Source organism: Enterococcus pingfangensis (assembly GCF_005405205.1).
In the GTDB taxonomy this organism is placed as follows: Bacteria; Bacillota; Bacilli; order Lactobacillales; family Enterococcaceae; genus Enterococcus_A; species Enterococcus_A pingfangensis.
Genome location: NZ_BJDP01000002.1, coordinates 1 through 24,838, shown reverse-complemented (window position 1 = coordinate 24,838; position 24,838 = coordinate 1). Strand labels below are relative to the sequence as shown.

Here is a 24,838-nt window from a genome sequence, read left to right as displayed (position 1 = left end):
ATACTGCCAAAAGCGGAACTGGCATCCTTATTCGTTTTAATGAATTAATTTTTTTACAAAAAATTAGTTTGTTGCTCATACCGTATACCATTCCGCTACACCTATAAACCTTTTTATACTGCTAAAAGCGGAACTGGCATCCTTACTTGCTTTATTAAATTGACCTTTTTTGTATTGTTTGTTAATTACTTCACATATATGATTTTAACATGGAAAAAAAGCAATAACAATCCTTTACAAAAAAAGAGCAGGAAAGTATTCTCTCCTGCTCAAATAGTCTTATAATAAATCTGCGAATTCTTCGGATTTTTCTGCTTGTTCCGGGAAGATTTCTTCGATCTTCAGTCCGGCTAAACAGCGTGCCATCAAGCCTTCGATATCAAATCGTTCTTCCAATTCTAAAACTTTTTCCAATTTCGGACGGGTCTTTGGTTGCGGCGGCGCAAAAATCGTACAGCAGTCTTCAAACGGCTGGATCGCCAGTTTAAACGTATCGATTTTTTCTGCTAATTCAATGATTTCATTTTTATCCATCGTTACAACCGGGCGAATGATCGGTGTTGTCGTCACTTCATTGATGGCTACCATGCTGTGTAATGTTTGCGAAGCTACTTGTCCTAAAGATTCACCGTTTATGATCACTAAGCCATGACGCATTTCACGAATCGCATCGGTTATCCGCAACATCATGCGCCGCGTCAAAGTCATCCAATAACCTTGCGGGCTGCGTTTTTTGATTTCTTCTTGGATCTCTGTAAAAGGAACTTCAATAAATTGAATGCCGCCGACATAAGGTGTCAATTTTTCTGTCAGGTCTTTCGCTTTTTGCAGCGCTTGTTCGCTCGTGTAAGGCGGACTGGCAAAATGAACGGCTTCGATTTCAACGCCCCGCTTCATTGCTAAATAACCGGCAACTGGCGAATCGATTCCGCCAGACAACATCAACATTCCGCGACCGCTAGTACCGACTGGCAATCCGCCTGCCCCTTTGATCGTTTCATAAGAAAGATACGCATCGTCGCGGCGGATCTCCACCCGCAGATTGATATCCGGCCGTCTCATCTGTGCTTTGATTTCTGGGAAAACATCTATCACTGCATCGCCTAAAAATTGTTGCAGCCCTTGACTATCTAATTCAAAGTCATGGTCACTGCGTTTTGCAGTGATTTTAAAGGTCTCATTGCCTGTATAAATTTCTTGCAGGATTTGTTGCGTCATTTGTTTCAACGCGTCAAGGTTCTTGTCTACGCGAATACTTGGCGAAAAATTTTGGATTCCAAAGACTTTTTCTAATTTTGGTAAAACTAAGCGGCTGTCTTCACCGTTTAATAGGATATGCATCCGGTCACGGTCAGCATGAATTTTCAAATTAGAAAATTCAGCCAACGCACGTCGGACATTTTGTGCCAATTGCATAATGAAAGTGCGACGATTTTTTCCCTTCGTCGATAATTCACCATAACGCACCATGATTTCCGTATATTGCACGTTCATTCTCCTTTTTTATCTTCACTAATTGATTTTCGAAAATTTTTCGTAAAGATGATTGAATATCACCATAAACTGCTCGGCTTCTGCCATTGTATTGGCTTCATCTAAACTTACCCGCACAGCTGTTGTCGCTGTGTCGTGGGGAACATGCATCGCATGCAATGTCGAGCTGTCCACTTTTTTACGGCTGGAACAAGCACTTGTCGTCGAAACAAAGATTTGTTTTTCTTCTAGCGCATGCACTAAAACTTCTCCGCGAATCCCTTTGATCCCAAAAGTTAAAATGTGCGGAGCAAAGTTTTCATCCCCAGAGAAAACCGTCACTTTGTCATAACTCAGTAGTGCTTCTTTCAAATATTGCCGAATGATCGCGGTATGGTTTGGCCGCTCGGCTTTTTTTTCAAGATGGATGCGTAACGCACGGCTCATAGCAACGATGGCCGGTAGATTTTCGGTTGTCGCCCGTTGTCCGCTCTCTTGTCCGCCGCCGTTCAACAGCGGTGCTAATTTTTTGCCCGCTTTCCAGTAAATAAATCCAACACCGCGAGGGCCGTGGAATTTATGTGCAGAAAATGCAGCAAAATCAACTCGAGGGGTCAGCCATTTTGTTTGATCCACTTTTCCAATTGCTTGTACAGCATCGACATGAAAATGGATCGTTGGGTAATTTTCTAACACTTTACTGATTGCCGCGATTGGTTGGATCGCGCCCATTTCATTATTAACACCCATGACTGAGACTAAGATTGTTTCAGGACGGATCAATTCAGCTAATTTGTCTACTTCTACAAAGCCGGAGCGATCGACTGGTGCGATGCTGACTTCAAAGCCGAGTTCTCCCAACTGCTCGGCTGTTCGGCGAATGGCTGGATGTTCAACGCTGGAAATAATGATGTGATTGCCATACTCACGTTTCGCGATCGCAGTACCTTTTAAGATCCAATTGTCGCCTTCTGTGCCTCCACTAGTAAAAAAAATCTCATTTGCTTGCACATCTAATAGTTCAGCAATTTGTTTGCGAGCTTGTTGCAGCAAACGATTCGCCTGTGTTCCCAGATCATGCAAACTAGAGGGATTCCCCATGATGCGTTGGCTGGTTTTTACATATGTATCAAGTGCTAACGGATAAATCGCTGTTGTCGCACTATTATCAAAATAAATCATCTTATGACCTTCCTTCAAAAATTCTTTCCTATTATAGCGGGAATACTGCAAGTCTTCAAGTATTCCTTCCAAATCCGACTTCATAACGATCGGCTGTTTTTAACATAAAGACCGCTGATTGTTTTTTTGAGATTGTTTATGGTGAGTTGCTCGTTCCATAAAACGATTAAAAAAAGCTGAGCATCGCGCTCAGCTTAAACTAAATCTCGGTTGTTGAAATAAAAATCTTCAATCCGTTTGAAAGCACCAGGCTCAACTCGTTCAAGCGCCGTACCAATCTCATCTAACGCATCTTGGTAACGGTATTCTTTATTGAACAATTCTAAGCTACTTTCAATCGCATTTTTGATCTCAGGATGTGTATGACGGTAACGATTCGCATATTGCATCATCTGCTCTGTCAAAGCCGCCGCATCAACTAAGTCATAAGTCTTCTGATCTAGCAATTCGATATCTTCATCACACAGATTTACTAATTTATTGATGTCTCGCATATTGATCCGAATCTTATTCAACGATTGGCTCAACTCTTCCACACGGTCTGTGGCAACAAAGAAGAACTCCAAATAATCTCCCGGCAAACCAGGTAAACGTTGTTGTTCGACGTAACGTTTTAAATTACGTAAACGGAATTCATATTTTTCGATTTTTTCAGAGGCTTCTTTTTCACCTTTGCGCAAATCGTGCAAGTCGTCGTCGATCTCAACTTGTTTTGTCTCGATATCATCTAAAACTTTAAACGCATCTTTGTAGAATACTTGAACTTCTGAAAACGGCAATTCATGTTTATCGATCTGCGGTTCAATATTGCGATTGCGTCGTTCTAATTCTTCGATCTCTGTTTGGAAGCCGCGGGCACGACCTAGTTCATTGTTGTTCAGCGCGTAACTTTGCGATGTATGATCTAACTCAACCATCAATTGGTGATTGTTCCGCGACGCATGTGCGATATATTCGCCGATAGTCTTGCGATTCGTTAAAACATATTTTTTAGCTTCAAATTCTTTTTCTAACACTGCATACAAATCATCAATCAGTTCAGCTGTTTCTTTATTCGCTGTTTCTACTGTACCTAATTCGATTTTTTCTAGATCTTCTAATGAACGTTCGACATGTTTTTTGACTTTATCCAAACGTTCTTCGAAATCATCCTCTGGCAAGACAAAATCATCTGCCAACATTTTGTTGTAAGTCTTTTCTAACTCATCAATTTGACTTGGGAATGTTTTTTCCAGATCTTCATAGATTACTGGAACTTTTTGCATCGTCTCTTGAACTTCGTACGTATGTTTTTCAGCGTCATCTAATACTTCACGCGCTTCAATCGGATCCCCCGACGTATTCAACGTTACGAATTGAGTAAATTCGATTTCGACATTTTTCACTTGTTTTTGGATCTCTGGCAAAGCTGGACCAAAGCTGTCTTTCTTTTCCTTTAGATCTTTTTTCAATTCTTCAAAAACATCCAAGGCTTGTTGAACGGCTAATGAATTACGTTCTTCCGTTTCACGCAATTCCTTCAATCCAGTACGGATTCCTTCAACTTCTTCTTCCATCTCGGTCATCGTGCGTTCAGCACTTTCAATCGCTGACTTGCCTTTCATAAAACGGAATGTCTCATTCTGGCTTTCAACTTCAAAAATTTGACTTTCAAGCTCCGCAAAAGATTTTGTCGAAACATCCGTCCATTTTTGATTCCATTCACGGAAAGTATTTTGGCTTTGGCCGACAAGGTGCATTTTTTTCACTTCATCGACTTCTTCCACGACAGGAAGATCGAATAACGCTTCTTTCCTTTGATCAAGTTCTTTTAAGCGTTCTTGGTTTTTTTTCTTCATCAGATAACCAATCAAGTATAAAACGGCTGCCAAAACGACTAAGCCGATAACGATCCCTATGATTACATTACTTCCCATGTATGATTTTCCTTTCAACTATCAAGATTCAGTTTGTTTAATGGTACTTTTTTCTATTTTCGGGCAAAAACATCTAACGTAGATTATAACATAAAAGACTTTGCTCTTCACTAGCTAGTTTCGAATTCACTCGAAACAATTTACGCACACTCACTCCTCATACTAGCATTTTTTAGTAGCCGCTTCAATTACTATAAATTTAAGAATAGTGTAACTTTATTAAATTTTCTATTCCTGAAAGCCTTGTGCCCCCTTGAAATTCTCTAGGTTTTCGGATAATATTAAAGCCACATTAAAATAAGAGGTGATTAAAGTGAAAGTGACCAAATTTGGCGGAAGCTCTGTAGCTTCAGCTGAACAACTAAAAAAAGTCTTAGCGATCGTTACTGGCGACTCTAGCCGGCGTTTCGTTGTCGTTTCTGCTCCAGGAAAGAGAAACAATAAAGACAAAAAAGTCACCGACTTATTGATTCAATTTTATAATGCTGTCGTCTACAAACAAGAAACTGATGAATTAGTCCGTGAAATCGTTGCTCGCTACACTGAAATAGCAGCAGAATTCCAAGTTGATGAACAGCTTGAAAAAACTTTCAATACTGAATTACAACGACTGCAAGAAAACTATGACCAAGCAGATCCTTATGCCTTAGACAGTTTCTTAGCAACGGGAGAAAATCTAAATGCTCAATTAGTCGCAGCCTGTTTTCAAAAAAGCGGCATCAACGCCCGCTATATCAATCCAAAAGAATTAGGGATCATTGTTTCTAATGAGCCGCAAAATGCTCGGATCTTGGATCAATCCTACGAAAAAATTTATCAATGGCGTGATTCAAAAGAGATCATGATTATTCCTGGTTTCTTTGGTTATACGGCTGACGGCCAGCTGTGTACTTTTTCGCGCGGCGGTTCAGATATTACGGGTTCGATCGTCGCAGCAGGATTGAAAGCTGAATTATATGAAAACTTTACCGATGTTGATGGTATTTTTTCAGCGAGCCCAAAATACATCCATGATCCGGAATTAATCGAATACGCTACTTATCGCGAGATTCGCGAACTTACTTATGCCGGATTCACCGTTTTTCATGACGAAGCCTTGATGCCGGCTTTCAAAGCCCACATCCCGGTGATCATTAAAAACACCAATAATCCTGAATGTAAAGGGACACTGATCAAAAAAAGTTTTACTGATGAGAACCGGAATGAAGTCGTCGGCGTTGCCAGCGATGACGGTTTTTGCGGGATCACCATTGGAAAATATTTGTTGAACCGAGAAGTTGGAATCGTTCGGCGTATCTTGCAAATTCTCGAGTCCTTTGATATCGGCTTTGAACATATGCCGTCAGGAATTGATGATATCTCGATTATTTTACGCGAACGTCAATTGACGCGTGATATCGAGGCTGAATTGATGAAACAAATCGAAGAAAAAATCCAACCCGACCAATTGTCGATCGAACATGGTCTTTCAGTTGTTGCACTAGTTGGTGAAGGAATGCGTGAACGACCTGGCATCACTTCTGACAGTACCGCCGCTTTAGCGCGAAAAAATGTTAACTTGCGGATGATTTCTCAAGGTGCCGACGAGCGCAGCATCATCTTCGCCATTCGAAGTGAACACGAACGCTTAGCTGTGCGGTCGTTGTACTATACTTTCTTTGACTAATCTATTTAAACAGCACATTTTTCTATAGATCGATAAAAAAGGAAAAGCTCGGATTACTCAGCTTTTCCTTTTTGTCGGTCTAATTCTTTTTTGATCAACGGTTCTGGTGCATATTTTTCGTACCAATCATCGGGTTTCATCACTTTATTTGTCACAGGATAGTAGCGCGGCTTGCCATCTGGAAATAATTTTCCCATATTGGCGCGATGAACGATTTCGAAGATTGGTTTAGGATCGACACCGATCAAAGCAAATGAGCCATATGTAAAATAAAGCAGATCGGTCAAAGCATCGACTTGCGCGATCAGCGGATCTTCGACTGTTTCTGTTTTTGCTAAAACTTTCGCTTGGGCTTGGTCAATACTCTCGTGTAGTTTTTCAACTAAATCATTGAAGATCATTTCATCCCCGGCGGCTGCCCCGTATAAAAACTCCACGATTTCTTCTGCTTTGAATCCTGCACGAAAACTGCCTTGTTTTGTGGAAAAGGCCGTTGGTTTTTTAGGCGGTTCTGGCGCGAACGTCTCATGGAATTCACGTGCCAACTGATAAGGTTCATTCATTCTATTCACTCCATTAAATAATTTCAAAATGTTTCAACGCCTGATAGATCCCGTCTTTTTCGTTAGAATCTGTAACGTAATCGGCTTGGGCTTTGACTTCTGGCAGTGCATTTCCCATCGCTACTCCGATCCCGACTTTTTGGATCATCTCGATATCATTATAGTGATCGCCAAAAGCCATGACTTCACCCAATTCAATTCCAGCGACTTTAGTAAATTCTAAAATACCATGATATTTCGAACCATTTTTAGGAACAATATCTACTGAATAAGGATTTGAGCGTTGAAATGAACAGTCTGGCAAGCGTTTCATTAATTTCGCTGATTCTGTTTCAGCGCTGAACAGCACACATTGATAGATTGGCCCTTGTAAAATTTCTAATTGCTGGTAACGGCCTTTTTTACGATTGGGGCTGAATGATTGCAATAGATGCCGCGTCGTTCGGACGGGAAACCAGTTCGGCATCCAAGCGGCGATTTGTTTTACTAATGTATTTTGCGACCATTTCATCAAATTACTGCCCTCCACATGACGCCTGCCGCCAAAAATAATCTGGCGATGATCCTCATCGGCAAAATCCACAATCTGCTGCAGTACCTCCGCGGAAAACGGTCGTTGATAAATATCTTCGGTCTGGGTATAAACGAGCTGTCCATTGTATGTAACAAAAACATCTAATGGCAAATGGTCGATCCGCTCGTCGATTCTGACCGGTCCGCGGCCAGTCGCAACGCCGCATAAGATTCCTTGCTCTTGTGCTAAACGAATCGCCTTCCACGTACTAGCAAGCACTTTTGAATCTTTAGTAGTCAACGTTCCATCTATATCAAAAAAAATAGCTTTTATCATGGCACTCCCTCGTTTAAAATAAATCTATTTGACTCAGATTCAATCCTTCATAATTCAATTGCAGGATTTTTTTCAACTGCATCGCATTATCCGCGGCATCGCCGCCGGAATTATTATTGAAAATGACTCCGACTTCGGCAGAACCTGTTGAAACTTGTTGAACTTGCTCGCCTAAGCCGTGTAATTCTGCTGGATTGTACCGATACAAGGTGCGTTTTTTCCGCCAATCACCGGTTCGATCATTCCAGTACGCTTGATTTCTGCCATGAAACCGAAAAAGGCTGAAATCTTTATTCGTTATTGTATTATCTAATGGAACGGTATCTGGCAGCTGCGGCTCGTCTACCATTACCAAACTGAAATTCAACGTTCGCATCAATTGATGTGTCTTATCAACAAATTCTTTGGCATACCAGCTATAATCACGCAGCTCGATGGCAACTGGTAAATCTTCAAACAAACTGCGCAACGTTTCTAAATAAGCGACGTTTTCTTTCGTACACTTGAATTGTGCCGGAAACTGCGCTAAAAAGCAAAATAACTTTCCGCTTTCGATCATCGGCTGCATCGTTTCTAAAAAATGAGTTTGCATCGCTGCTACAGAAGGATAGCTGTCTTGCCATTTACTTTGCCCAGTAAATCCAGCGTATAATTTAACCACAAACCGAAAATTCGCCGGAACTTGCGTCAGCCAATTTTCGACAGAGCTTTTAGTAGCGATCCCGTAATAATTCGTATCCAGTTCTACTAACGGCAAGTAACCTGCGTATTCGTATAAAGAAGAAGACTTCTTTCCAGTCAAACTGCTGTGTTCATTAAAAGAAGTTAATCCAATTCGAATCATAGTATCCTAGCCTCCCTTTGTTTCATAGTATACAATAAACATAGCAAAAAATTAGCAACAATGTGCTAACAACGAATGGAGTAATGAAGATGAAACGGATTTTGATTTTACATACCGGCGGAACGATCTCAATGAGCCAAGATACCCACGGTGCCGTGCGGCCAGACAAAAAAAATCCGCTGTTGGCAGCTGGACAAGAGTTGCGTCTGCCTGCTGATATCGAATTGATCGTGGAAGACTTTTCAAATCTTCCCTCTCCCCATATTACAGTTGAGACTATGTTTCAACTAAAAGAACGAATCAAACTCGCTAAACAAACCGGAATCGACAGTGTGGTCATTACTCATGGAACAGATACCTTAGAAGAGACGGCCTACTTCTTAGAAATCACGATCGGCAATCTGATTCCTATTATTTTAACTGGCGCGATGCGTTCTATCAATGAATTAGGTAGTGACGGTCTTTATAATTTTGAATGTGCCATTCGTGTGGCGGCTTCAGAAAATGCCATCGATAAAGGCGTACTCGTGGTCATGAACGATGAAGTTCACAGCGCTCGCTACGTGACTAAAACACACACAACAAATGTGGCAACTTTTAGAACACCAACCTTAGGACCGATCGGATTAGTCACAAAATCAAAAATTCTTTTCAAGCAAGAATTGCCTAAAGCAACACGTTACGATGTCGAAAGTTTTGACGCTATGATCCCCATCGTCAAAGTCTTTGCCGGTATGGAAGGCGACTTTTTCAAAATACTGGACCAAGCAATCACAGTCGACGGTCTGGTAATCGAAGCTTTAGGTGCGGGAAATTTGCCGCCGAAAACCTTGCCGTCTGTTTATCACTTACTGGAAAAAGGTCTGCCAATCGTTTTAGTTTCTCGTTGTTTCAACGGAATCGCTGAACCTGTTTATGATTACCAAGGCGGCGGGATCGAATTGGCACAGCATGGTGTGATCTTCTGCAGCGGAATCAATAGTCAAAAAGCACGGTTAAAATTATTGATCGCTTTGAATGCTCATTTATCAAAGGAAGAACTAAAACAATTTATGGAAGAATAGTTTTATTAGCGGCAAGAAGTTAAAGCAAAATTGAAATACGCTCCTTAAATTAGACTAAAAATCTAACTTAAGGAGCGTATTTTAACTTCTTTTTTGCCAGGAAATATTCGCTTCACAAGCGAGCTGGTCGCCTAAGCGGATTTCATGCCGCGTTTTTGCTTTTGCTTCAGGTTCCTCAACGATCTCATAAAAGCTTTCGATATCATTGCCGTACAATACTTCTTTATCAAATTTGATATTAACATATTTTGGTTCATACTGCGTCATAAAATCATACCCTAAGACGTCAATCAGCCAGTTGAAATACATCGCGTTGTTGACGTGATGATTGCTGTCAAGATCGTAATAGCGAACATGATACAACTGTTTTTGGTCTGCTTCGACTTTTTCGATCTTTGGCCAGCGGCGGATTTTTTTTACTTTAGGCGACTCATAAGGCGCCATCAGTTCAGCATCGACACTGCTCATTTTACGATTATCAATGTCCATCAATACAAAGGCCATATCGATCTTCAATAATTCATTTCCCGCTAGATCATACACCCAATAACTGCGGTAACAAAAATAACGATTGAATTCGGTCGGTTCCGTCACAATACTGATTTTTTCACCTACTCGAGGCAGTCGATCAATCGTCACTTCTGTTTGAGTGATCACCCAAGTAATCCCCAACGCATTGATCTGTTCCGTTCCTCGTTCTAATTCATCGCTTTGATCCGTGGAAGCTTTGATCGCAACGCTCAACAGCGCCGGAAATGTCATCGTTTGATTGATATCGCACTCATAATAAGCGACCTCGTGGTTGATGGTGTATCTTTTTCCCAATTATTTTCCTCCTAAAGCTAAGACACGATCTACGGAATCTCCATAACTCTCGCCAAAAATATTTAAGTGGACGAGTAAATAATAAAGCTGATAGATCGCCAGTCGTTCTTGCCAACCCGATCGCATCGGTAAAATTGTTTGATAGCTGTCGATAAACTCTTGACGGAACCCGCCAAAAAGCTGCGACATGGCAATATCTACTTCTCGATGTCCGTAAGAAACCGCCGGATCTACGAAAACCGGCTGACCTTGTGTATCAAAAAACGTATTGCCGCTCCAAAAATCCCCATGCAATAAAGTTGGTTCAAAAGACATTGTACCCCATTTTTGATAAACATGGTCTTTAAATAACTGGTAATCTTTTTCTCTTTGCGCAGTCCAACGGTTTCTGCCGTGGGCGATCTTGATTTGGACCTCTAAACGATTCGTGAAATAAAAATCCCACCAATCATCTGATTTCAAATTGATTTGCGGCAACAGACCCATGAAATTATTTTTTTTGTAGCCAAACTTGCGGCCTTTGATTTTATGGAGCTTACTGAGCTCACGGGCCAAATCTTTTTGATCCCCTTCCCCCGGTTCGATCCATTCCATCAAAAGAAAGGCAATGTCTTCAAAACTACCGTGCTGATACGTCGTTGGTACGCGGACCGCCGTTTTCAATTCTGCTAATCCATCAACTTCTGCTTGAAAAAAATCCGCGGACATTTGCGGATGACATTTCAAAAAATAATCTTTTTTCCCATCGGTCACTCGATACGCTTGATTGATATCTCCGCCAGCAATCGGTACGGCTTTTGATTGCAATTGCAGATATTTCAGCAATTCATCCATTTTATCAACTCCTTACAACAAATCATTTTGTGACGAGTCATTTACCGTTTTTGTCTCATAACCAGTCTGCTGACTGTTCAAACTTTGCTTCTCTCTTATAAAAAGTATAGCATAGTAAAAAAGAAAACGCTTTTCTAACAAAAAAAAGACTTAAAACAAGCGAACTTGTTTCAAATCTTTTTTCTTTTAGGCTAGTGCTCCCATTGGATCCCATGCCGCTAAGACGATCGGTTCTGTTTCAAAAGCAGCTAATTGCTCGGCGGTCAAAAATTCTTTGCGGACAACGATTTGATAAGTATATTCATCCATCCATTCATCACTCATTACAAAGAAGCCTTTCTCGCCGACTTTTTCACCCCAGCTGTTTTCAACTTTCCATTTTTTCGCTCGGTCATCGATCAGATCCACTCCGGTCAATACCATCGCATGAGTCATCAAACTCTCACCATGATCCAACCGTTCTGCTTTAGTCATCGTTAAATCAACGTCAAACAAATCATCCACATCATAAGCATCTAAAGCCATAATGCCGCTGTCGCGCGTAGATGATTGACCCACATCACAACCGAACCAAACGGATTCGCCTTGCTCCAACTGTTTCACTGCTAATGCTTTGAATTCAGCCATCTCAAGATTCAAATATTTCACTTGTTTACCGCCGACAACATTGCCTAACATATCGACCGTGTAGGATTTCATGAACGGTTTGTCCTCAGTCGGTGCGTTGATGATGCTGATGTAATCATCCAAATTCACGCCCACGTATTTTTCATAAAAACTTTGCGGTGTTAATCCTTGATCTAAATGATAGTTCTTTTCTTCATCGCGGTATTCAAAATCAAAATTTTCCGGCGGCGTGCCTAGTGAGATCGTCAAGAGATTGTAGACCTCTTGCAGCATCGCTTCGCGGTTTGTTTGAATTTCTTCTGCAGTCGCTTTTTCTGCGACCATTTGACGTAATAAAACGGCGTGCTTGCGCAATAATTTGTTTAGATAATTATTCAGATCCCGGGAATTTGAACTATTGCTGCTTTCAGGCATCACACTTTTTGGGACAACACCATATTTTTGGAAAAGTGAAACGATCATATCCCATTGACCGCCATCTTGCTGCGGTGTTTGCAATAAGAAAGTCACTTCACGACTAGATACCGCTTGTTCTGCCGTATTCAAAATATTTTCATAGAAATAATTGGCTTTTTCATATTTATCCCAAAAGAAAGTATAGTTTTGCGAAAGCTCAAAATCTTTCAACTGAAAGGTCGTAAGCAATTTATGACGGAAGGTATTCAGCGCGGCAAACATCCAGCAACGGCCGGATTGTTTTTGATTCGCTACTTTTCCGGTTGCAAGATCCACAGAAAAGACTGGAGTATTTTCAACATGCGCCTGCATATTTTCTGCAGAAGCACGAATACCGTTTTTCACTACACCTCGTTGCAATGCGACTTGCTTCGGATTTTTTTCAAAAGCTTCACGAAAAGCTTGCGTTTGCTCATTAGTAATTTTTGACATAAAAAACGCCTCCTTGTTGCTCATTTTACGCTTAATGCGGCAAAGAGACAATTAGTTTACAAACTCGGCTGCAAAACTTGTTTTCCTTTTTCGATCCATTGACCCACGCGTTTACTTGATAAGGCTGCCGTTAATAACATGCTTGCAACAAATAGGAAAAGAAGCTCGATCGAACTGATTTCCAGATCCAGTTCTAAGACTCGCAGTCCTTTGACGACAAAACCATGGAGCAAATAAACCGTCAATGTATTTCTCCCCCAGTTTGAAAAGAAATATCGCTTTCTTGGAACCAATAATAAGAAGGCAATGATCCCGATCAGCCCCGCTGCTAAAAAGATCAAACGCTGCGGTCCGCCGAGTGACGGATGATTTAAATATTCATCATACGGTTTTGAACCAAAGACCCAATACTTGTTAATTAAATCATTTCCTTCGATAAATAGAAACAAGCCGCAAAATATCACTACTGCGACCCATCTTTTAGGATAAGCTTTTATTTTTTCGATCCAAGCTTTTGGAATCATATACCCGACCATGAAATAGGGAAAAAAAGTCAGTGTTCGTTGGATCGCTAAAAAATGATCAAAGATCGGAAAATAACCGACTGCTACTGCCATGACTACACTGCCGATCAAAATTTTTTTGACTGAAAAATAGTTGGTCAAGTGCAATAAGACATTCCAACAAAACAGACTTAATAAAAACCACAATGACCATTGAGGAATCCCCAAATCTAGACTAAATGAATCTTGCAGTCCAATCAGTGTGTAGTAGCCGGAATAAAGGATTTGGAAAAAGGCATACGGAAGTAATATTTTTTTTACCAGCGCCTTGATCGGTTTCGGCCCTTTTTTAGCAAAATAACCAGAGATCAAGATAAACGCCGGCATATGGAAAGTGAAGATGAAATAGTACAGATCATTATATAGCGGGTGATCATCTATGTACGGTTGCAGAAAATGACCGAACACGACTAAGATCATCAAGAAAAGTTTTGCGTTGTCAAAATAGGCATCACGTTCTTTCATCCTATCCCTCCTCATTTTCAGTATAACGAGGATTTTTTTCGACTTCAAAGAGATTGCCCAATTTTTGGAAAAAGAGCACATTTTCCTCGATAAATCGCCATTATTGACGGCTTTCTTCATAAAAAGATCACTTTTACAAAAAAAATCTCTTCTATCTGAATATAAACAACTCTTTTGATAAAGAGATGAATTTAAAAAATCGCTGCTTTTTCCCAGTGGACTTAGCGTACATTGAGAAAAACTTTTTTCTCATTTCAGCCGTTCACCTTTTACAGTTGCAAAAGATACTTTTTAGTACCTATATCACTAAAAAGTGCGTACTATACATTCTAGTCTAAAGCTTATATACTGACTTTCAATCGGCAAGGAGGAACGGCAGAATGATCCACTCATTAACAGATAAAATCGTATTAAACAATGGCGTCGAAATGCCTGGTCTAGGATTAGGCGTTTTTCAAATACCTGATGAAGACACAGCAGAAGTTGTAAAAACAGGCATCATCAACGGGTATCGTTTGATCGACACGGCACAAATTTATGGCAACGAAGAAGGAACCGGTCGCGGGATCAAAGAAGGTTTAGCGGCAACTGGTTTAAAACGCGAAGATTTATTTGTTACATCAAAAGTTTGGAATGCCCACATTTCTAAAGAAGAAGCCTTAGCCTCTTTTGAACAATCTTTGGAGAAATTGCAATTAGACTATTTAGATTTGTTTTTGATCCACTGGCCGGGCAAAGACAGTTATCGTGAAGCTTGGCTAGCTTTAGAAGAATTGTATGCGGCTGGAAAAGTACGCGCAATCGGGGTAAGTAATTTTGAACGTCATCATTTGGTTGACTTATTATCTTATGCCAAAGTCGCACCGGTGTTGAATCAGATCGAATTACACCCTAAATTAGCACAAAAAGATGTTCGCAGCTTTTGTGAACAGTACGATATCAAGATCCAAGCTTGGTCACCTTTGATGCAAGGCCAATTATTGACCCATCCAGTTATTGAAGAAATCGCACAAAAGCATGGCAAATCGACGGCTCAAGTTATTTTACGTTGGGACATCCAACAAGCTATTCTTTTGGTCGTCAAATCGGTTCATAAAGAGCGGATGCTGAGCAACGCGGATGTTTTCGATTTCACCTTGGATCAAACTGATCTAGAAAAGTTAGACCGTTTAAATGAGGGGTTACGCAGCGGACCACATCCAGATGAATTTGATTTTTAAAAAATTGAGTAACCACAGATCTTCATGAATAGAACCCATTTAAATCACACGAGATCTCTCCATTTTCAACTGGCTGAATACGGTGGAACTTACGAGGATCTTTGTAAGCTGAAGTAAAAAACGCTAACGTCGGATGAATGGGCTCGTAAGACGAAATAGTACCTATAAAAAAGTTAGCCCTTAGAAATCATTTATCGATCTCTAGGAGCTAACTTTTTTTATTCGACAGTGATCGTTCACTGAAAAACTCCGGCAGTAGGACTCGAACCTACGACATCATGATTAACAGTCATGCGCTACTACCAACTGAGCTATGCCGGAAGAATACTCTAATATAATAGCAATTTTTTTTGCATCGCGCAATCCTAAATTATCAAAAATCACGCAATTAAAGATCGTTAGTTGAGCCGTGAAAGCCACGTAAGATCACACTGCTATTTAGTAAATAATTTTGCTAAAAAATTTGCCTTTTTTTTCAAATACAAACTTTTTATAGCGCATTCAACTCTTGTTCATGCTGGAATTTTTTTATGGATAAACAGTTGACAAATACCGGTTACTTCGCTATTCTATATCATGTATTAAATAACTTATGCCGCTTTAGCTCAGTTGGTAGAGCGCAGCCATGGTAAGGCTGAGGTCGACGGTTCAAGCCCGTCAAGTGGCTTCTCAAAACTGTCAAAACATTGTTTTCCAATGTTTTGACAGTTTTTTCTTTTATTCCACAAAACCCCCACCAAATTATCGTTTTTTTAATACCACACAATTCATAGCCAAAAAATATCAATCAAATAGAACATAACAGCCGCTGAATGTTGATCAGCGGCTGTTATGTTTGCTTGGAGAAGCGGAAAGACTGAAAAATAAAAAATTGAATAAAATGATGCTCGTTTAAAGCGGTTGCATAAACAAGTAATGGAAAACCCTCGATTGAGGGGCTTTTCCGTTACATACTATTGATGTTGCTCAACAATTTGTTGAGACTTATTCGCTGCGTCTTCAACATCACTATTTGCTTTGTTCAACTTTTCAATATAAGCTTTTAGATCAGAATTTTCTTTATCTGAACTTGCCAATTGCTGTTTCGTTGTATCCAATTCAGCTTGTAATGAATTCTTTTCATTCGTTAAACGATTGATCTGATTATTCAATGAATCGATAGTCGTTTGCAAACTATTCGATTGGTTCAACGCTTCTTGTAATTTCGCATTCCAATCTTGATTCTTTTGATCAACTTCTCTTACTCGCTCTGAAATTTCTTGTTGTTTAGCTTGCAGTTCTTGATTTTTACTGTTTAATTGCTATTCTAAACTAGTTTTATCACTGACCAGCTGATTTTTTTCATTTTTTACCGTCTCAAGTTCTTGCTTATAGTTCTCGATATCTTTTTGTGTTTGGCTCAGCTGATCTTTCGTGCTAGTCAGCTCATCCGATACTTGCGAGATTTTTTGTTCTTTACTTGTTAGCGAATCATTCAATGTATCTAAGTTGCTATTAATAATAGAAATGTTTTCTTCTCCGCCCCATTTGATCAAATTATCCGCATACTGTTTACCGGCAAAACCAATAAACGCTAACAGCGCAATCACCGTAAATAACATAAATTTTTTATTCTTCATAGTCTTTTTTCTCCTCTATACTTAATAGACCAATTTCACGACTTCACTATAGTAATCGTAAAGTCAAAAATAGTCAAGAACAAAGATTAGCCAAAAAATAACCATTAAAAATGATTGTTGAATATCAATAACTTGAATAAAAAAATATTATTTTATACTTATTATAAATAAGTATAAAATATTTCGACAATTTAACTCTGTTTAATTGAACTTTATTTTGCTTTAAATCAAGAAAATTATCTGGCCATAATTATAAGCTAAAGGCTAGAATCAAACTAAATTTCTCACTTATAAACGCCTATTTAATCATAAAATTTATCAATAGTTGTACGACTCATAATACCATCGGCCGTTTCAAAAAATCTAAGTATCAAAGATTTCGCTAAATTGTTTCAATTGATCAAATTGAATGGATCAGCTGCAAATAAATCCCTCATATTTTTGAAAAAAACAAATAAAATAATATGAAAACAAACACAGATCAGCTCAACAGTTGTGAACGTCTCCTTATGAATAACAGATATCTCTTTTGAATATAACGCTAACGAGCTCATTGGAAACGACCAGACCAATATATCTGCACACTAAAAAGAGCCGTGATAGATTCTCACCGCTCCTCAACTGTAATTGTTAATATTTTGAAGTTCTTCTTTCTCAAAAAACGAATAACCTTAAACATAGGCTGCGCTACTTTCAACTCGCTCAGCTCATTTTTGCAACTAACTTCTGGCTCAAACTAACGAACGACCATTACATTGCAAGGAGCGTGGGCAACGACAAAGGAGGTCGTTGAACCAATTAATACTCGTTCGACAGCATTTTTTCCTGTTGCCCCCATCACGATCAAATCAATCTCATTTTCTTTAGCAAACTGTACGATATTTACTTTTGGCGTTCCCTCGATTTTACGTGTCGTGTAACTGATCTTGTCAGGTATGATTTGTGCCGCTTTATCAAACGTTCGTTGTGCTCGTTCTTCCCCATCTTCTTGGATAAACTGAATAAGCCGCGCATTTACCGTAGCAATCGACATATCCGTCACCGTCAAAATGTACAAATGAGCATTATTTCTGTGTGCGATTGAAACCGCTTCTTTTAACGCATCATACGATTGATTCGATTCATCAACAGGAACTAAAATATTTTTGTATTCATCCATGAACAGCGCCTCCCTTTTTCATCAATTATACCTGTTTTATTTATAAAATCTAACCATAACGTTTTATATTGCTAAAAATAGAGGAAGCTCCTCTTCATTTCAGGAACTCCCTCTTAACTGGATTTATGAATTCAGTTTGATTAATCTCTTCTAAAAATATCTCTCGTATAGACTTTTTCTTCCACCTCTTTAAGCAGTGGTTCCATCCGATTTGATACGATCACATCGGATACCTTTTTGAATTCTTCAAATAATAATTCAGCTGAAAATTTTATTGATTTCTATTTTAACGGAAAAAAACAAATAAAAAAAGTGCTAATCCATATTAGCACTTTCAGACCAGACTGTAGACAAAGACCAATATTTGGATGAAGTCTACAGTCTGCTAGAAAATGAAATTAATGAACAACGAATTCTAGAAGGAAAACGTCTTTTTATATGGGCATTAAAAGTGAGTTGAGAGATAGGAAAATAAGGCTGGCAGATCCTGAGAGCGGGTATTATGTAACAGGCGAAAGAGAAAAACAATTTGCTTATTCTGCCCATACAATTTGTGATGATCACGGTTTTGTCTTGGAGAGGATTGTAACCCATGGGTAATATTTATGATAGTCAAGTAGCTGTTCTTTTAGTAGAAAAAGTGCGACGCCTTTTAAAAAAAATCACCACAATTGTGGCGAACGCAGGATATAAAACACCTTTTATCACTAAGACATTGATTGATCAAGAAATTCGTCCGGTTTTACCCTACACCAGGCCTCGAGGAGACAAAGAATTATTTAGAAAAAAAGAGTTTGGCTATGATGGATATTATGATTGTTATCTCTGTCCTCAAGATAAAATTCTAGCTTTTTCTACAGTTAATCGTGAGGGTTATAGAGAATATAAATCAAAATATTATCAATGTGAATGGTGGCCAGGCCTTGATAAAGGTACCAAAAACCAAAGTCATCAAAAATTGATTATCCGACATGTTTGGCAATATTATTTAGATGTTGCAGCAGATTTACGCCTTACAGATATCAATAAAAAAATATATTCTAGGAGAAAAGAAACCATTGAACGAGTTTTTGCAGATGGTAAAGAAAAACATGGTATGCGCTGGACGAAGTATAGCGGCTTGGAAAAAGTGTCCCTCCATACGATGTTGATTTTTGCTGCAATGAATTTAAAGAACCTGGCCACCTGGCTAAGTTAAAGGCAGAAGACCTTTATTGTTTTGCATAGTTTTAGAATATTAGAACAAAAAAAGGATTTTAAGAGAAATACCCACCTAAAATCCTTTTTGTCTACAGTTTAAAAATGCTAATCCACATTAGCACTTTTTCTCTACTTAATTTAAAATTTAAAACACTAATACTGGTGTTCCTACTTCAAGGATTGGATATAATTCGACCATTCTATCCGGTGGCGTATTAAGACAGCCGTGGGATCCGCGAGACAACCATAAGTCTCCCCCGTAGGCACTTTGCCAATTGGAATCATGGATACCGACACCTGTATGGTCAATCGGCATCCAGTAGCTTACTGGGCTGGCATACTTGGAGCCGTCATCATTGAATCCGCGCAATACTTGATCCGTTGATTTGCTAACCAAATAATTTAAGCCTGGCGGAGTCGGTGTGGATGGTTTTCCGCTAACGATATCTGTTTCAAATTGGACTTTGCCCTCTTTGTAGTACCACATATGCTGGTTTTGCAGATCGATTTCCATATACGTATTGCCGATCGTTGTCTGAACATTCGGAGCATCGCTTTCTACGATTGGAACACGGTTAAAGTCTTCCCCGTTCAAAATTTGAGTACTCAATTCATTGACCTCCGCCGGAATATTGATCGACCAGCTGTAGATACCTGCTGGCACAGCGACACTTCCGCGGCGCGTACTGTTAAACTGTGTAGAATTGACTTTCGTATTGTAGTCGTCGTTTAACTTTGTCACAAAGGCTGTCACTTTTTCCTGATTCAGCGATATTTCCGCATTTTCATTCGTAGTCAACCAGCTCTGAAGTTCAGTTGACGGGATTTTGACTTGTTGTCCGCCAATTGTATAAGATGCTTTTATTTTAGCAAACTGATTCAATTTGTTTTTTTGTTTTTTCAAATCGCTGTCATTTTTTGTCAGGACCGGTTGCGCATAATAATCTTCTGCATCCACTGATTGTTTTCCATTTTCCAAATTCTGTTTTAATACCTTTTGGACTGCTACAACATCGATCGTGTTCCCTTTTTTCTCTGGTACGATCACAAAGTTCTTCTTCCCCCATTCGATTGAGGCATTTTTCGTTGGAACTCGCGTCAAATTTGCTTGAAGAAGTGCTATTCCAAAACTTTCTACTAATTGATTTACTTGTGTTTGATCATATGTACTTGCTAATTGATGCTGACTTCCTGAAAACAATCGAATTCCCCAAGCAAAAGGCGTTTGCTGCTCTTTAATACTAATAAGTCCATTCATATAATCCTGCTGCCAGCCAAGCTCACTCCGCTTGACCTTCTTCCATAACGTATCGTTTAGCTGAATGGAAAATGGCGTATCCGATAACTTTGCCTCTATTTTTTCATTGGCTTGATCGATTGTTAATCCGCTAACATCGACATGATTGATCTCAGTCTTTGGCAAAAATCGTTCCGCATACTGAACACTCTTAAATGAATAAAAACTAACTACTACCAACAATACCGTCAAACCTATAATAACTATTCTTTTCGTCTTCTGTTGAAAAAAATCTTCCCCAAACCTTCTCAAAAATATATCCTCACTTTTCTTAATTAAATTGTTCTATTTTATACCAGCTACCCCCGCAGCCTCAGAGACAGCAATCTTTTGTTCCCCTCATATTCTACCAAAGAAATAACAGGGATTCTCTAATATTTTATATTTTCTTAGTGAATGTATCTCATTTTATAAAGCAAAATTTTTTCTGTGATATTTTAGTCAAAAAAAAAATTAAAACAATGACTATTTGAAAATAAATAAGTATGCTCAAAAAGTAATTTCTATTCTTCTACTCGATTATTCCTTAATAATAGAAGCAACTTGAAATTAAGCGCCGTTTTGCTGGAATATTTCTTACTATATAAAACTAAGTCGAAAGTTGCATCAAAAATATACTTCACTTTTCTTATCTGAACTTTGGTTGTTTACCTTTTCTTAAGAACCTCCCCTTATTTTTCCTATTTTTTTCCTATATAGTTTTCTGTTTTTTTACACCAAAGTTGCAATGTTGCAGTTTTTACTACCGCTTTCAAGAATTTCCAATAGAAAATAGCTCTTGTATTTCTTATTAAATAGCCTTTTCCACTCATTTTTAAAAGAGATTAAGTATTTCAAAAGACTGAATTTCAGACATCGTTTGTTACATTTATACACTGGATTGTAACTTCTTGTCACTGGTTTATAACCACAGACACACAGAAGGATGGTAAAGTATGTCTCGTAGTCGAAAATGACTGATTCAAAATCATAAACTTTTTGGAGGAATTTACATAATGAAATTTGGAAAAACTCTTGTACTTACAACTTTACTAACAGCCGGTGCAGTATTTGCACTAGGAACAGATGCACACGCAGCAGAAAGCTACACCGTTCAATCTGGAGACACATTATCAAAAATCTCTGTTAAATTTGCTGGCGACAACAGTTTGATCGATTCAATCGCTAAGGAAAACAATATCTCTAATATTCACATGATCTTTGAAGGTCAAACCTTAACGATCGATACAGACGCTGAAGGTACTGCGACAACAGCCGTTCAAGAACAAACAGCGGCTGTACAAACTACTACTCAAGAAACAGCACCTGTTCAACAAGCTGAACAACAAACAACACAAGCAGCAACTCAGACGACAACACAAGCTACAACTGCTGAAACTGCTACAAGTACTAATTCAGCAAAAGAATGGATCGCTCAACGCGAATCTAGCGGTTCATACACAGCAACTAACGGTCAATACATCGGACGTTACCAATTATCAGCTTCATACTTGAATGGTGACTACTCTGCAGAAAACCAAGAACGTGTTGCTGACCAATATGTAACTTCTCGTTACGGTTCATGGGAAGGCGCACAAGCTTTCTGGCAAGCAAACGGTTGGTACTAAATCGAAAACCATTAAAAAAAATCCCTCATTTGAGGGATTTTTTGCTATTTAAAACTACTCTTTATTGCCGCCGGTAATTCATCCACCAGCGCCACGATCTGATCTGCGCCGGCTTCGGTCAGTTCTTGTTGATCTCCAAAACCATATAAAACGCCAATACTATTTAGATGATTTTCCTTTGCTCCGATAATATCAAATTTTCGGTCACCAACCATCACTCCATCGGCTGCTAAAGATTGTTCTAATGAGTAAGCAATCACATCTGTTTTCTTTGAACGTCCGCCAATTAAATCTGCACCAAAAATTCCAGTAAAGTATTCCGACAATCCAGCATTCTCAAGGATCTGTTTAGCAAATATCTCTGGTTTAGAAGTGGCCAACGCTAACGGATAGTCTTTTGATAGCTCTGCCAATACTTTGTCGATTCCCGCATACATGGTCAACTGTTTAATTCCATATTCAGCATAATGATCTCGATAAAGTTGTACAGCTTTTTTTGACTCAACCTCAGTCAATTTGTATAATTCCTGTAACGATTCCCCTAATGGCGGCCCAATAAAGCTGTGCAATGTCTCCGTATTAGGGATCATCAAGCCTTGCTTTTCCAGCATATAACAAATACTATTTAAGATTCCTTCGCTAGAATCAATCAATGTTCCATCTAAATCAAACAAAACAATATTTTTCATCGTCTACCCCCTCTTTCTATCCTACTGATTCTGCTAACAAATATCAATAGAAGTCAAAATTCTTGCTAAAAAAAGCCGTTACATCTATACTTACTTTTAGTAAGATTTAAGGAGGAATTTATTATGGATACACAAATTCGCGGATTACACCACGTTACAGCTATGACTTCTAGTGCCGAAAAAAATTATCGCTTCTTTACAGATATTTTAGGCTTACGTATGATTAAAAAAACCGTCAACCAAGACGACATCGAAACTTATCATTTATACTTTACTGATGATGCCGGTGCTCCTGGGACAGACATGACATTCTTTGACTTCCCACAAATTCCAAAAGGATCTAAAGGAACAAACAGTATTTCTCGGACCGGCTTCCGTGTACCAACGGATGCTTCATTAGATTATTGGGCACAACGTTTTTCAGAACTAAACGTCGCTCATGGTGAAATCAAAGAACGCTTCGGTAAAAAGTATTTAGAATTTCATGACTATGATGATCAATTGTTCCAATTAGTTTCTGATGAAAAAAATCAGGGCGTTGCTGGCGGAACTCCATGGAAAAATTCAAATGTCCCCGCTGAACATGGAATCTTTGGCTTAGGACCAGTAATCGTTACTGTTGCAAAATTTGAACACTTAAAATTAGTTTTAGAAAATCTATTAGGATTTAAAGAAACTGCTGCAGAAGATACTTTGCATCAATTTGAAGTTGGCGAAGGCGGAAATGGCGCTACGATTATTGTAGACGATCAGCCCGATATGATCCCTGCCCAAGAAGGCTATGGAAATGTCCATCATTTAGCTTTGCGGGTTGCTGATGACGAAGCACTTCGCGATTGGATAGAAAAAATCAATTCCTTAGAATTTCCAAATTCAGGTTTTGTTGATCGCTTCTATTTCCAATCAGAATATTTCTTAGCCGCTCCACACGTGCTATTCGAACTAGCTACAGACGGCCCCGGCTTTTTACAAGATGAAACATATGAACACGCAGGAGAGATTTTATCCTTGCCACCTCACCTACAATCAAAACGTGAAGAAATCGAGGACTATGTTCGTCCATTCGACACATCTGACGCCAACAAAAAACGTCAATAAGGAGAAAAATATGCTCTTTTATTCTGCTAAAGACCTAACGAGCAAACAAAATTATAAATTTTTGACTGGTAGTGTTATTCCGCGTCCAATCGCATGGATTACAACGATTAATCCTGAGACAGACGTGATAAATGCCGCTCCGTTCAGTTATTTCAACGTGGTTTCTAAAGAACTGCCTTTAGTTAGTCTTTCAATCAACCGAATCGATCAGAAGATGAAAGACACTGCACATAATTTGCTGCAACAAAATGAAGGTGTCATCCATCTAGTGAATGATACAGTGTTGACGGAGATGAATCAATCAGCTGCGTCGTTACCTGCTGATGAAAGTGAGTTGGATAAAAGCGATCTTATATTATTGGCTAGCCAAGAAGTTGCTGTTCCAGCGATTCAAGCGGCACCCATTCGTTTTGAGGTCCGGTTGCACCAATATGTTCCAGTCAAAGATCATGAGCAAACTATTATCAGCGACTTATTTATCTTAGAAGTCTTGAACTATCATTTTGAAGAAACTCTCTTCGATCAAGAAAAAGAATATATTGATTCAATCGTATTTAACCCCATAGCTCGTTTAGCTGGTAACACATACAGCCATATAGCAGAAACGTTAGAGCTTAAACGGCCAAAATAAATAAGGAGTGAACTCAGTTGAGTTCACTCCTTATTTTTACGTAAATCAATAATCTGTACATTCCCATCAATCATACCACTTGGACCTTTTAACTTGATCAACGACATTCGCGGATCAAAAACCAAAGACATATCATCCTCTAAATATAATTTAGAATGTTCTTTGATTGGTATATTACCGATATTACTTTCAATATCTAATGTGTAATCTGAATCGTCCTGATCTTTATCTAGGATCAACAAACGAAAACTAATATTCAATGCACAACTACCGGATTTAGAGTAGCGTCCCACGCCATCATCTAAATCTAAAACAATCCGACTGCCTTGATACTTCTCAAGCTGTTTGACCAATTCATCTGCTATATTTATATGCATTTTTAAATCACCTCATATAGAAGCATAGCACGATTCGATTGATCTCACTAAATACTTTGCTTATAGCAGAACAACAAAAAAAGACAATCAAAAGATTGCCTTTAAAACTCCGGCAGTAGGACTCGAACCTACGACATCATGATTAACAGTCATGCGCTACTACCAACTGAGCTATGCCGGA

General features: G+C 39.0%; 22 protein-coding genes, 3 tRNA genes and 1 pseudogene. 8 read left to right on the top strand and 18 right to left on the bottom strand.

Annotated features, from left to right (window positions below; translation table 11 throughout):
* Positions 1 to 279: 279 nt before the first annotated feature.
* From thiI to FFM63_RS01705, 3 genes are all read right to left on the bottom strand, one after another.
* A complete protein-coding gene (gene thiI / locus FFM63_RS01715; protein ID WP_137608621.1) occupies positions 280 to 1,488 on the bottom strand; it encodes a tRNA uracil 4-sulfurtransferase ThiI in 1,209 nt (402 codons plus the stop codon).
* A 24-nt stretch (positions 1,489 to 1,512) separates the two neighbouring features.
* Positions 1,513 to 2,655 carry a cysteine desulfurase family protein gene (locus tag FFM63_RS01710; protein WP_137608620.1) on the bottom strand — a complete coding sequence of 381 codons (1,143 nt, stop codon included), beginning with the start codon at positions 2,653 to 2,655 and terminating at the stop codon, positions 1,513 to 1,515.
* A gap of 194 nt (positions 2,656 to 2,849) precedes the next feature.
* Positions 2,850 to 4,571 (bottom strand): septation ring formation regulator EzrA, encoded by a 1,722-nt coding sequence (locus FFM63_RS01705; RefSeq protein WP_137608619.1) that lies wholly within the window; start codon positions 4,569 to 4,571, stop codon positions 2,850 to 2,852.
* Between the two features lie 313 nt (positions 4,572 to 4,884).
* On the opposite strand from FFM63_RS01705, the gene FFM63_RS01700 reads away from it, so the two are divergent.
* A complete protein-coding gene (locus tag FFM63_RS01700; protein WP_137608618.1) occupies positions 4,885 to 6,237 on the top strand; it encodes an aspartate kinase in 1,353 nt (450 codons plus the stop codon).
* A gap of 53 nt (positions 6,238 to 6,290) precedes the next feature.
* Here FFM63_RS01700 and FFM63_RS01695 read toward each other — a convergent pair whose 3' ends face one another.
* Genes FFM63_RS01695 through FFM63_RS01685 form a run of 3 tightly spaced genes read right to left on the bottom strand, consistent with a single transcriptional unit; the run spans position 6,291 to position 8,494 of the window.
* A complete protein-coding gene (locus FFM63_RS01695) occupies positions 6,291 to 6,800 on the bottom strand; it encodes a pyrophosphohydrolase domain-containing protein (protein ID WP_137608617.1) in 510 nt (169 codons plus the stop codon).
* A gap of 13 nt (positions 6,801 to 6,813) precedes the next feature.
* A complete protein-coding gene (locus FFM63_RS01690) occupies positions 6,814 to 7,650 on the bottom strand; it encodes a Cof-type HAD-IIB family hydrolase (protein ID WP_137608616.1) in 837 nt (278 codons plus the stop codon).
* Between the two features lie 13 nt (positions 7,651 to 7,663).
* Positions 7,664 to 8,494: a DUF72 domain-containing protein gene (locus FFM63_RS01685; protein WP_137608615.1), complete on the bottom strand. Its 831-nt coding sequence runs from the start codon at positions 8,492 to 8,494 to the stop codon at positions 7,664 to 7,666.
* Positions 8,495 to 8,583: 89 nt separating this feature from the next.
* Between FFM63_RS01685 and FFM63_RS01680 the strand changes: the two genes are divergently transcribed.
* On the top strand, positions 8,584 to 9,558 hold the full coding sequence (locus FFM63_RS01680) for an asparaginase (protein ID WP_137608614.1): 975 nt from the start codon (positions 8,584 to 8,586) through the stop codon (positions 9,556 to 9,558).
* A gap of 81 nt (positions 9,559 to 9,639) precedes the next feature.
* Here the strand turns inward: FFM63_RS01680 and FFM63_RS01675 are convergent, their stop codons facing one another.
* The 4 genes from FFM63_RS01675 to FFM63_RS01660 form a co-directional block, all read right to left on the bottom strand.
* Entirely contained in the window at positions 9,640 to 10,383 is a 744-nt protein-coding gene (locus FFM63_RS01675) for an acyl-[acyl-carrier-protein] thioesterase (RefSeq protein ID WP_137608613.1), read from the bottom strand.
* On the bottom strand, positions 10,384 to 11,217 hold the full coding sequence (locus FFM63_RS01670; RefSeq protein ID WP_137608612.1) for a fructosamine kinase family protein: 834 nt from the start codon (positions 11,215 to 11,217) through the stop codon (positions 10,384 to 10,386).
* 186 nt (positions 11,218 to 11,403) lie between these two features.
* Positions 11,404 to 12,732 carry a C1 family peptidase gene (locus FFM63_RS01665; protein WP_137608611.1) on the bottom strand — a complete coding sequence of 443 codons (1,329 nt, stop codon included), beginning with the start codon at positions 12,730 to 12,732 and terminating at the stop codon, positions 11,404 to 11,406.
* Positions 12,733 to 12,788: 56 nt separating this feature from the next.
* Positions 12,789 to 13,760, bottom strand: coding sequence for an acyltransferase family protein (locus tag FFM63_RS01660; RefSeq protein ID WP_137608610.1), 972 nt, complete (start codon positions 13,758 to 13,760; stop codon positions 12,789 to 12,791).
* Between the two features lie 380 nt (positions 13,761 to 14,140).
* Between FFM63_RS01660 and FFM63_RS01655 the strand changes: the two genes are divergently transcribed.
* A complete protein-coding gene (locus FFM63_RS01655) occupies positions 14,141 to 14,980 on the top strand; it encodes an aldo/keto reductase (RefSeq protein ID WP_137608609.1) in 840 nt (279 codons plus the stop codon).
* A gap of 247 nt (positions 14,981 to 15,227) precedes the next feature.
* On the opposite strand, the gene FFM63_RS01650 is transcribed toward FFM63_RS01655, so the two are convergent.
* Positions 15,228 to 15,301: transfer RNA gene (locus FFM63_RS01650), tRNA-Asn, on the bottom strand.
* Between the two features lie 273 nt (positions 15,302 to 15,574).
* Between FFM63_RS01650 and FFM63_RS01645 the strand changes: the two genes are divergently transcribed.
* A tRNA-Thr gene (locus FFM63_RS01645) sits at positions 15,575 to 15,647 on the top strand.
* 286 nt (positions 15,648 to 15,933) lie between these two features.
* On the opposite strand, the gene FFM63_RS09865 is transcribed toward FFM63_RS01645, so the two are convergent.
* The 3 genes from FFM63_RS09865 to FFM63_RS01635 all read right to left on the bottom strand — a co-directional run bounded on the left by FFM63_RS09865 (position 15,934) and on the right by FFM63_RS01635 (position 17,758).
* Entirely contained in the window at positions 15,934 to 16,170 is a 237-nt protein-coding gene (locus tag FFM63_RS09865; RefSeq protein WP_246033271.1) for a hypothetical protein, read from the bottom strand.
* Between the two features lie 111 nt (positions 16,171 to 16,281).
* Positions 16,282 to 16,599 carry a hypothetical protein gene (locus FFM63_RS09860; RefSeq protein WP_246033270.1) on the bottom strand — a complete coding sequence of 106 codons (318 nt, stop codon included), beginning with the start codon at positions 16,597 to 16,599 and terminating at the stop codon, positions 16,282 to 16,284.
* A 736-nt stretch (positions 16,600 to 17,335) separates the two neighbouring features.
* The gene (locus tag FFM63_RS01635; protein WP_137608608.1) at positions 17,336 to 17,758 is read right to left on the bottom strand and encodes a universal stress protein; all 423 of its coding nucleotides are present in this window, start codon (positions 17,756 to 17,758) and stop codon (positions 17,336 to 17,338) included.
* A gap of 385 nt (positions 17,759 to 18,143) precedes the next feature.
* On the opposite strand from FFM63_RS01635, the pseudogene FFM63_RS09935 reads away from it, so the two are divergent.
* Positions 18,144 to 19,058, top strand: a pseudogene (locus FFM63_RS09935) (transposase); the annotation flags it as partial.
* Between the two features lie 45 nt (positions 19,059 to 19,103).
* On the opposite strand, the gene FFM63_RS01625 reads toward FFM63_RS09935, so the two are convergent.
* Positions 19,104 to 20,507: a L,D-transpeptidase family protein gene (locus FFM63_RS01625; protein ID WP_137608606.1), complete on the bottom strand. Its 1,404-nt coding sequence runs from the start codon at positions 20,505 to 20,507 to the stop codon at positions 19,104 to 19,106.
* A gap of 743 nt (positions 20,508 to 21,250) precedes the next feature.
* Here FFM63_RS01625 and apf point away from each other — a divergent pair.
* Positions 21,251 to 21,862 carry an aggregation-promoting factor gene (gene apf / locus FFM63_RS01620; protein WP_137608605.1) on the top strand — a complete coding sequence of 204 codons (612 nt, stop codon included), beginning with the start codon at positions 21,251 to 21,253 and terminating at the stop codon, positions 21,860 to 21,862.
* Between the two features lie 44 nt (positions 21,863 to 21,906).
* On the opposite strand, the gene FFM63_RS01615 is transcribed toward apf, so the two are convergent.
* Positions 21,907 to 22,551, bottom strand: coding sequence for an HAD hydrolase-like protein (locus FFM63_RS01615; protein ID WP_137608604.1), 645 nt, complete (start codon positions 22,549 to 22,551; stop codon positions 21,907 to 21,909).
* Between the two features lie 123 nt (positions 22,552 to 22,674).
* Between FFM63_RS01615 and FFM63_RS01610 the strand changes: the two genes are divergently transcribed.
* Both FFM63_RS01610 and FFM63_RS01605 read left to right on the top strand, forming a co-directional pair.
* Positions 22,675 to 23,649 carry a ring-cleaving dioxygenase gene (locus FFM63_RS01610; RefSeq protein ID WP_137608603.1) on the top strand — a complete coding sequence of 325 codons (975 nt, stop codon included), beginning with the start codon at positions 22,675 to 22,677 and terminating at the stop codon, positions 23,647 to 23,649.
* A 10-nt stretch (positions 23,650 to 23,659) separates the two neighbouring features.
* Complete coding sequence (locus FFM63_RS01605) at positions 23,660 to 24,280, top strand: flavin reductase family protein (protein WP_137608602.1); 621 nt, start codon at positions 23,660 to 23,662, stop codon at positions 24,278 to 24,280.
* Positions 24,281 to 24,303: 23 nt separating this feature from the next.
* On the opposite strand, the gene FFM63_RS01600 is transcribed toward FFM63_RS01605, so the two are convergent.
* A complete protein-coding gene (locus FFM63_RS01600) occupies positions 24,304 to 24,657 on the bottom strand; it encodes an iron-sulfur cluster biosynthesis family protein (RefSeq protein WP_137608601.1) in 354 nt (117 codons plus the stop codon).
* Between the two features lie 107 nt (positions 24,658 to 24,764).
* Positions 24,765 to 24,838, bottom strand: a tRNA-Asn gene (locus FFM63_RS01595).

Excerpts from the sequence above, each read along its gene's own strand:
- FFM63_RS01710 (WP_137608620.1), bottom strand. The coding sequence starts at position 2,655 with ATGATTTATTTTGATAATAGTGCGACAACAGCGATTTATCCGTTAGCA.
- FFM63_RS01705 (WP_137608619.1), bottom strand. The coding sequence starts at position 4,571 with ATGGGAAGTAATGTAATCATAGGGATCGTTATCGGCTTAGTCGTTTTG.
- FFM63_RS01695 (WP_137608617.1), bottom strand. The coding sequence starts at position 6,800 with ATGAATGAACCTTATCAGTTGGCACGTGAATTCCATGAGACGTTCGCG.
- FFM63_RS01690 (WP_137608616.1), bottom strand. The coding sequence starts at position 7,650 with ATGATAAAAGCTATTTTTTTTGATATAGATGGAACGTTGACTACTAAA.
- FFM63_RS01685 (WP_137608615.1), bottom strand. The coding sequence starts at position 8,494 with ATGATTCGAATTGGATTAACTTCTTTTAATGAACACAGCAGTTTGACT.
- FFM63_RS01680 (WP_137608614.1), top strand. The coding sequence starts at position 8,584 with ATGAAACGGATTTTGATTTTACATACCGGCGGAACGATCTCAATGAGC.
- FFM63_RS01670 (WP_137608612.1), bottom strand. The coding sequence starts at position 11,217 with ATGGATGAATTGCTGAAATATCTGCAATTGCAATCAAAAGCCGTACCG.
- FFM63_RS01665 (WP_137608611.1), bottom strand. The coding sequence starts at position 12,732 with ATGTCAAAAATTACTAATGAGCAAACGCAAGCTTTTCGTGAAGCTTTT.
- FFM63_RS01660 (WP_137608610.1), bottom strand. The coding sequence starts at position 13,760 with ATGAAAGAACGTGATGCCTATTTTGACAACGCAAAACTTTTCTTGATG.
- FFM63_RS01655 (WP_137608609.1), top strand. The coding sequence starts at position 14,141 with ATGATCCACTCATTAACAGATAAAATCGTATTAAACAATGGCGTCGAA.
- FFM63_RS09860 (WP_246033270.1), bottom strand. The coding sequence starts at position 16,599 with ATGAAGAATAAAAAATTTATGTTATTTACGGTGATTGCGCTGTTAGCG.
- FFM63_RS01635 (WP_137608608.1), bottom strand. The coding sequence starts at position 17,758 with ATGGATGAATACAAAAATATTTTAGTTCCTGTTGATGAATCGAATCAA.
- apf (WP_137608605.1), top strand. The coding sequence starts at position 21,251 with ATGAAATTTGGAAAAACTCTTGTACTTACAACTTTACTAACAGCCGGT.
- FFM63_RS01615 (WP_137608604.1), bottom strand. The coding sequence starts at position 22,551 with ATGAAAAATATTGTTTTGTTTGATTTAGATGGAACATTGATTGATTCT.
- FFM63_RS01610 (WP_137608603.1), top strand. The coding sequence starts at position 22,675 with ATGGATACACAAATTCGCGGATTACACCACGTTACAGCTATGACTTCT.
- FFM63_RS01605 (WP_137608602.1), top strand. The coding sequence starts at position 23,660 with ATGCTCTTTTATTCTGCTAAAGACCTAACGAGCAAACAAAATTATAAA.
- FFM63_RS01600 (WP_137608601.1), bottom strand. The coding sequence starts at position 24,657 with ATGCATATAAATATAGCAGATGAATTGGTCAAACAGCTTGAGAAGTAT.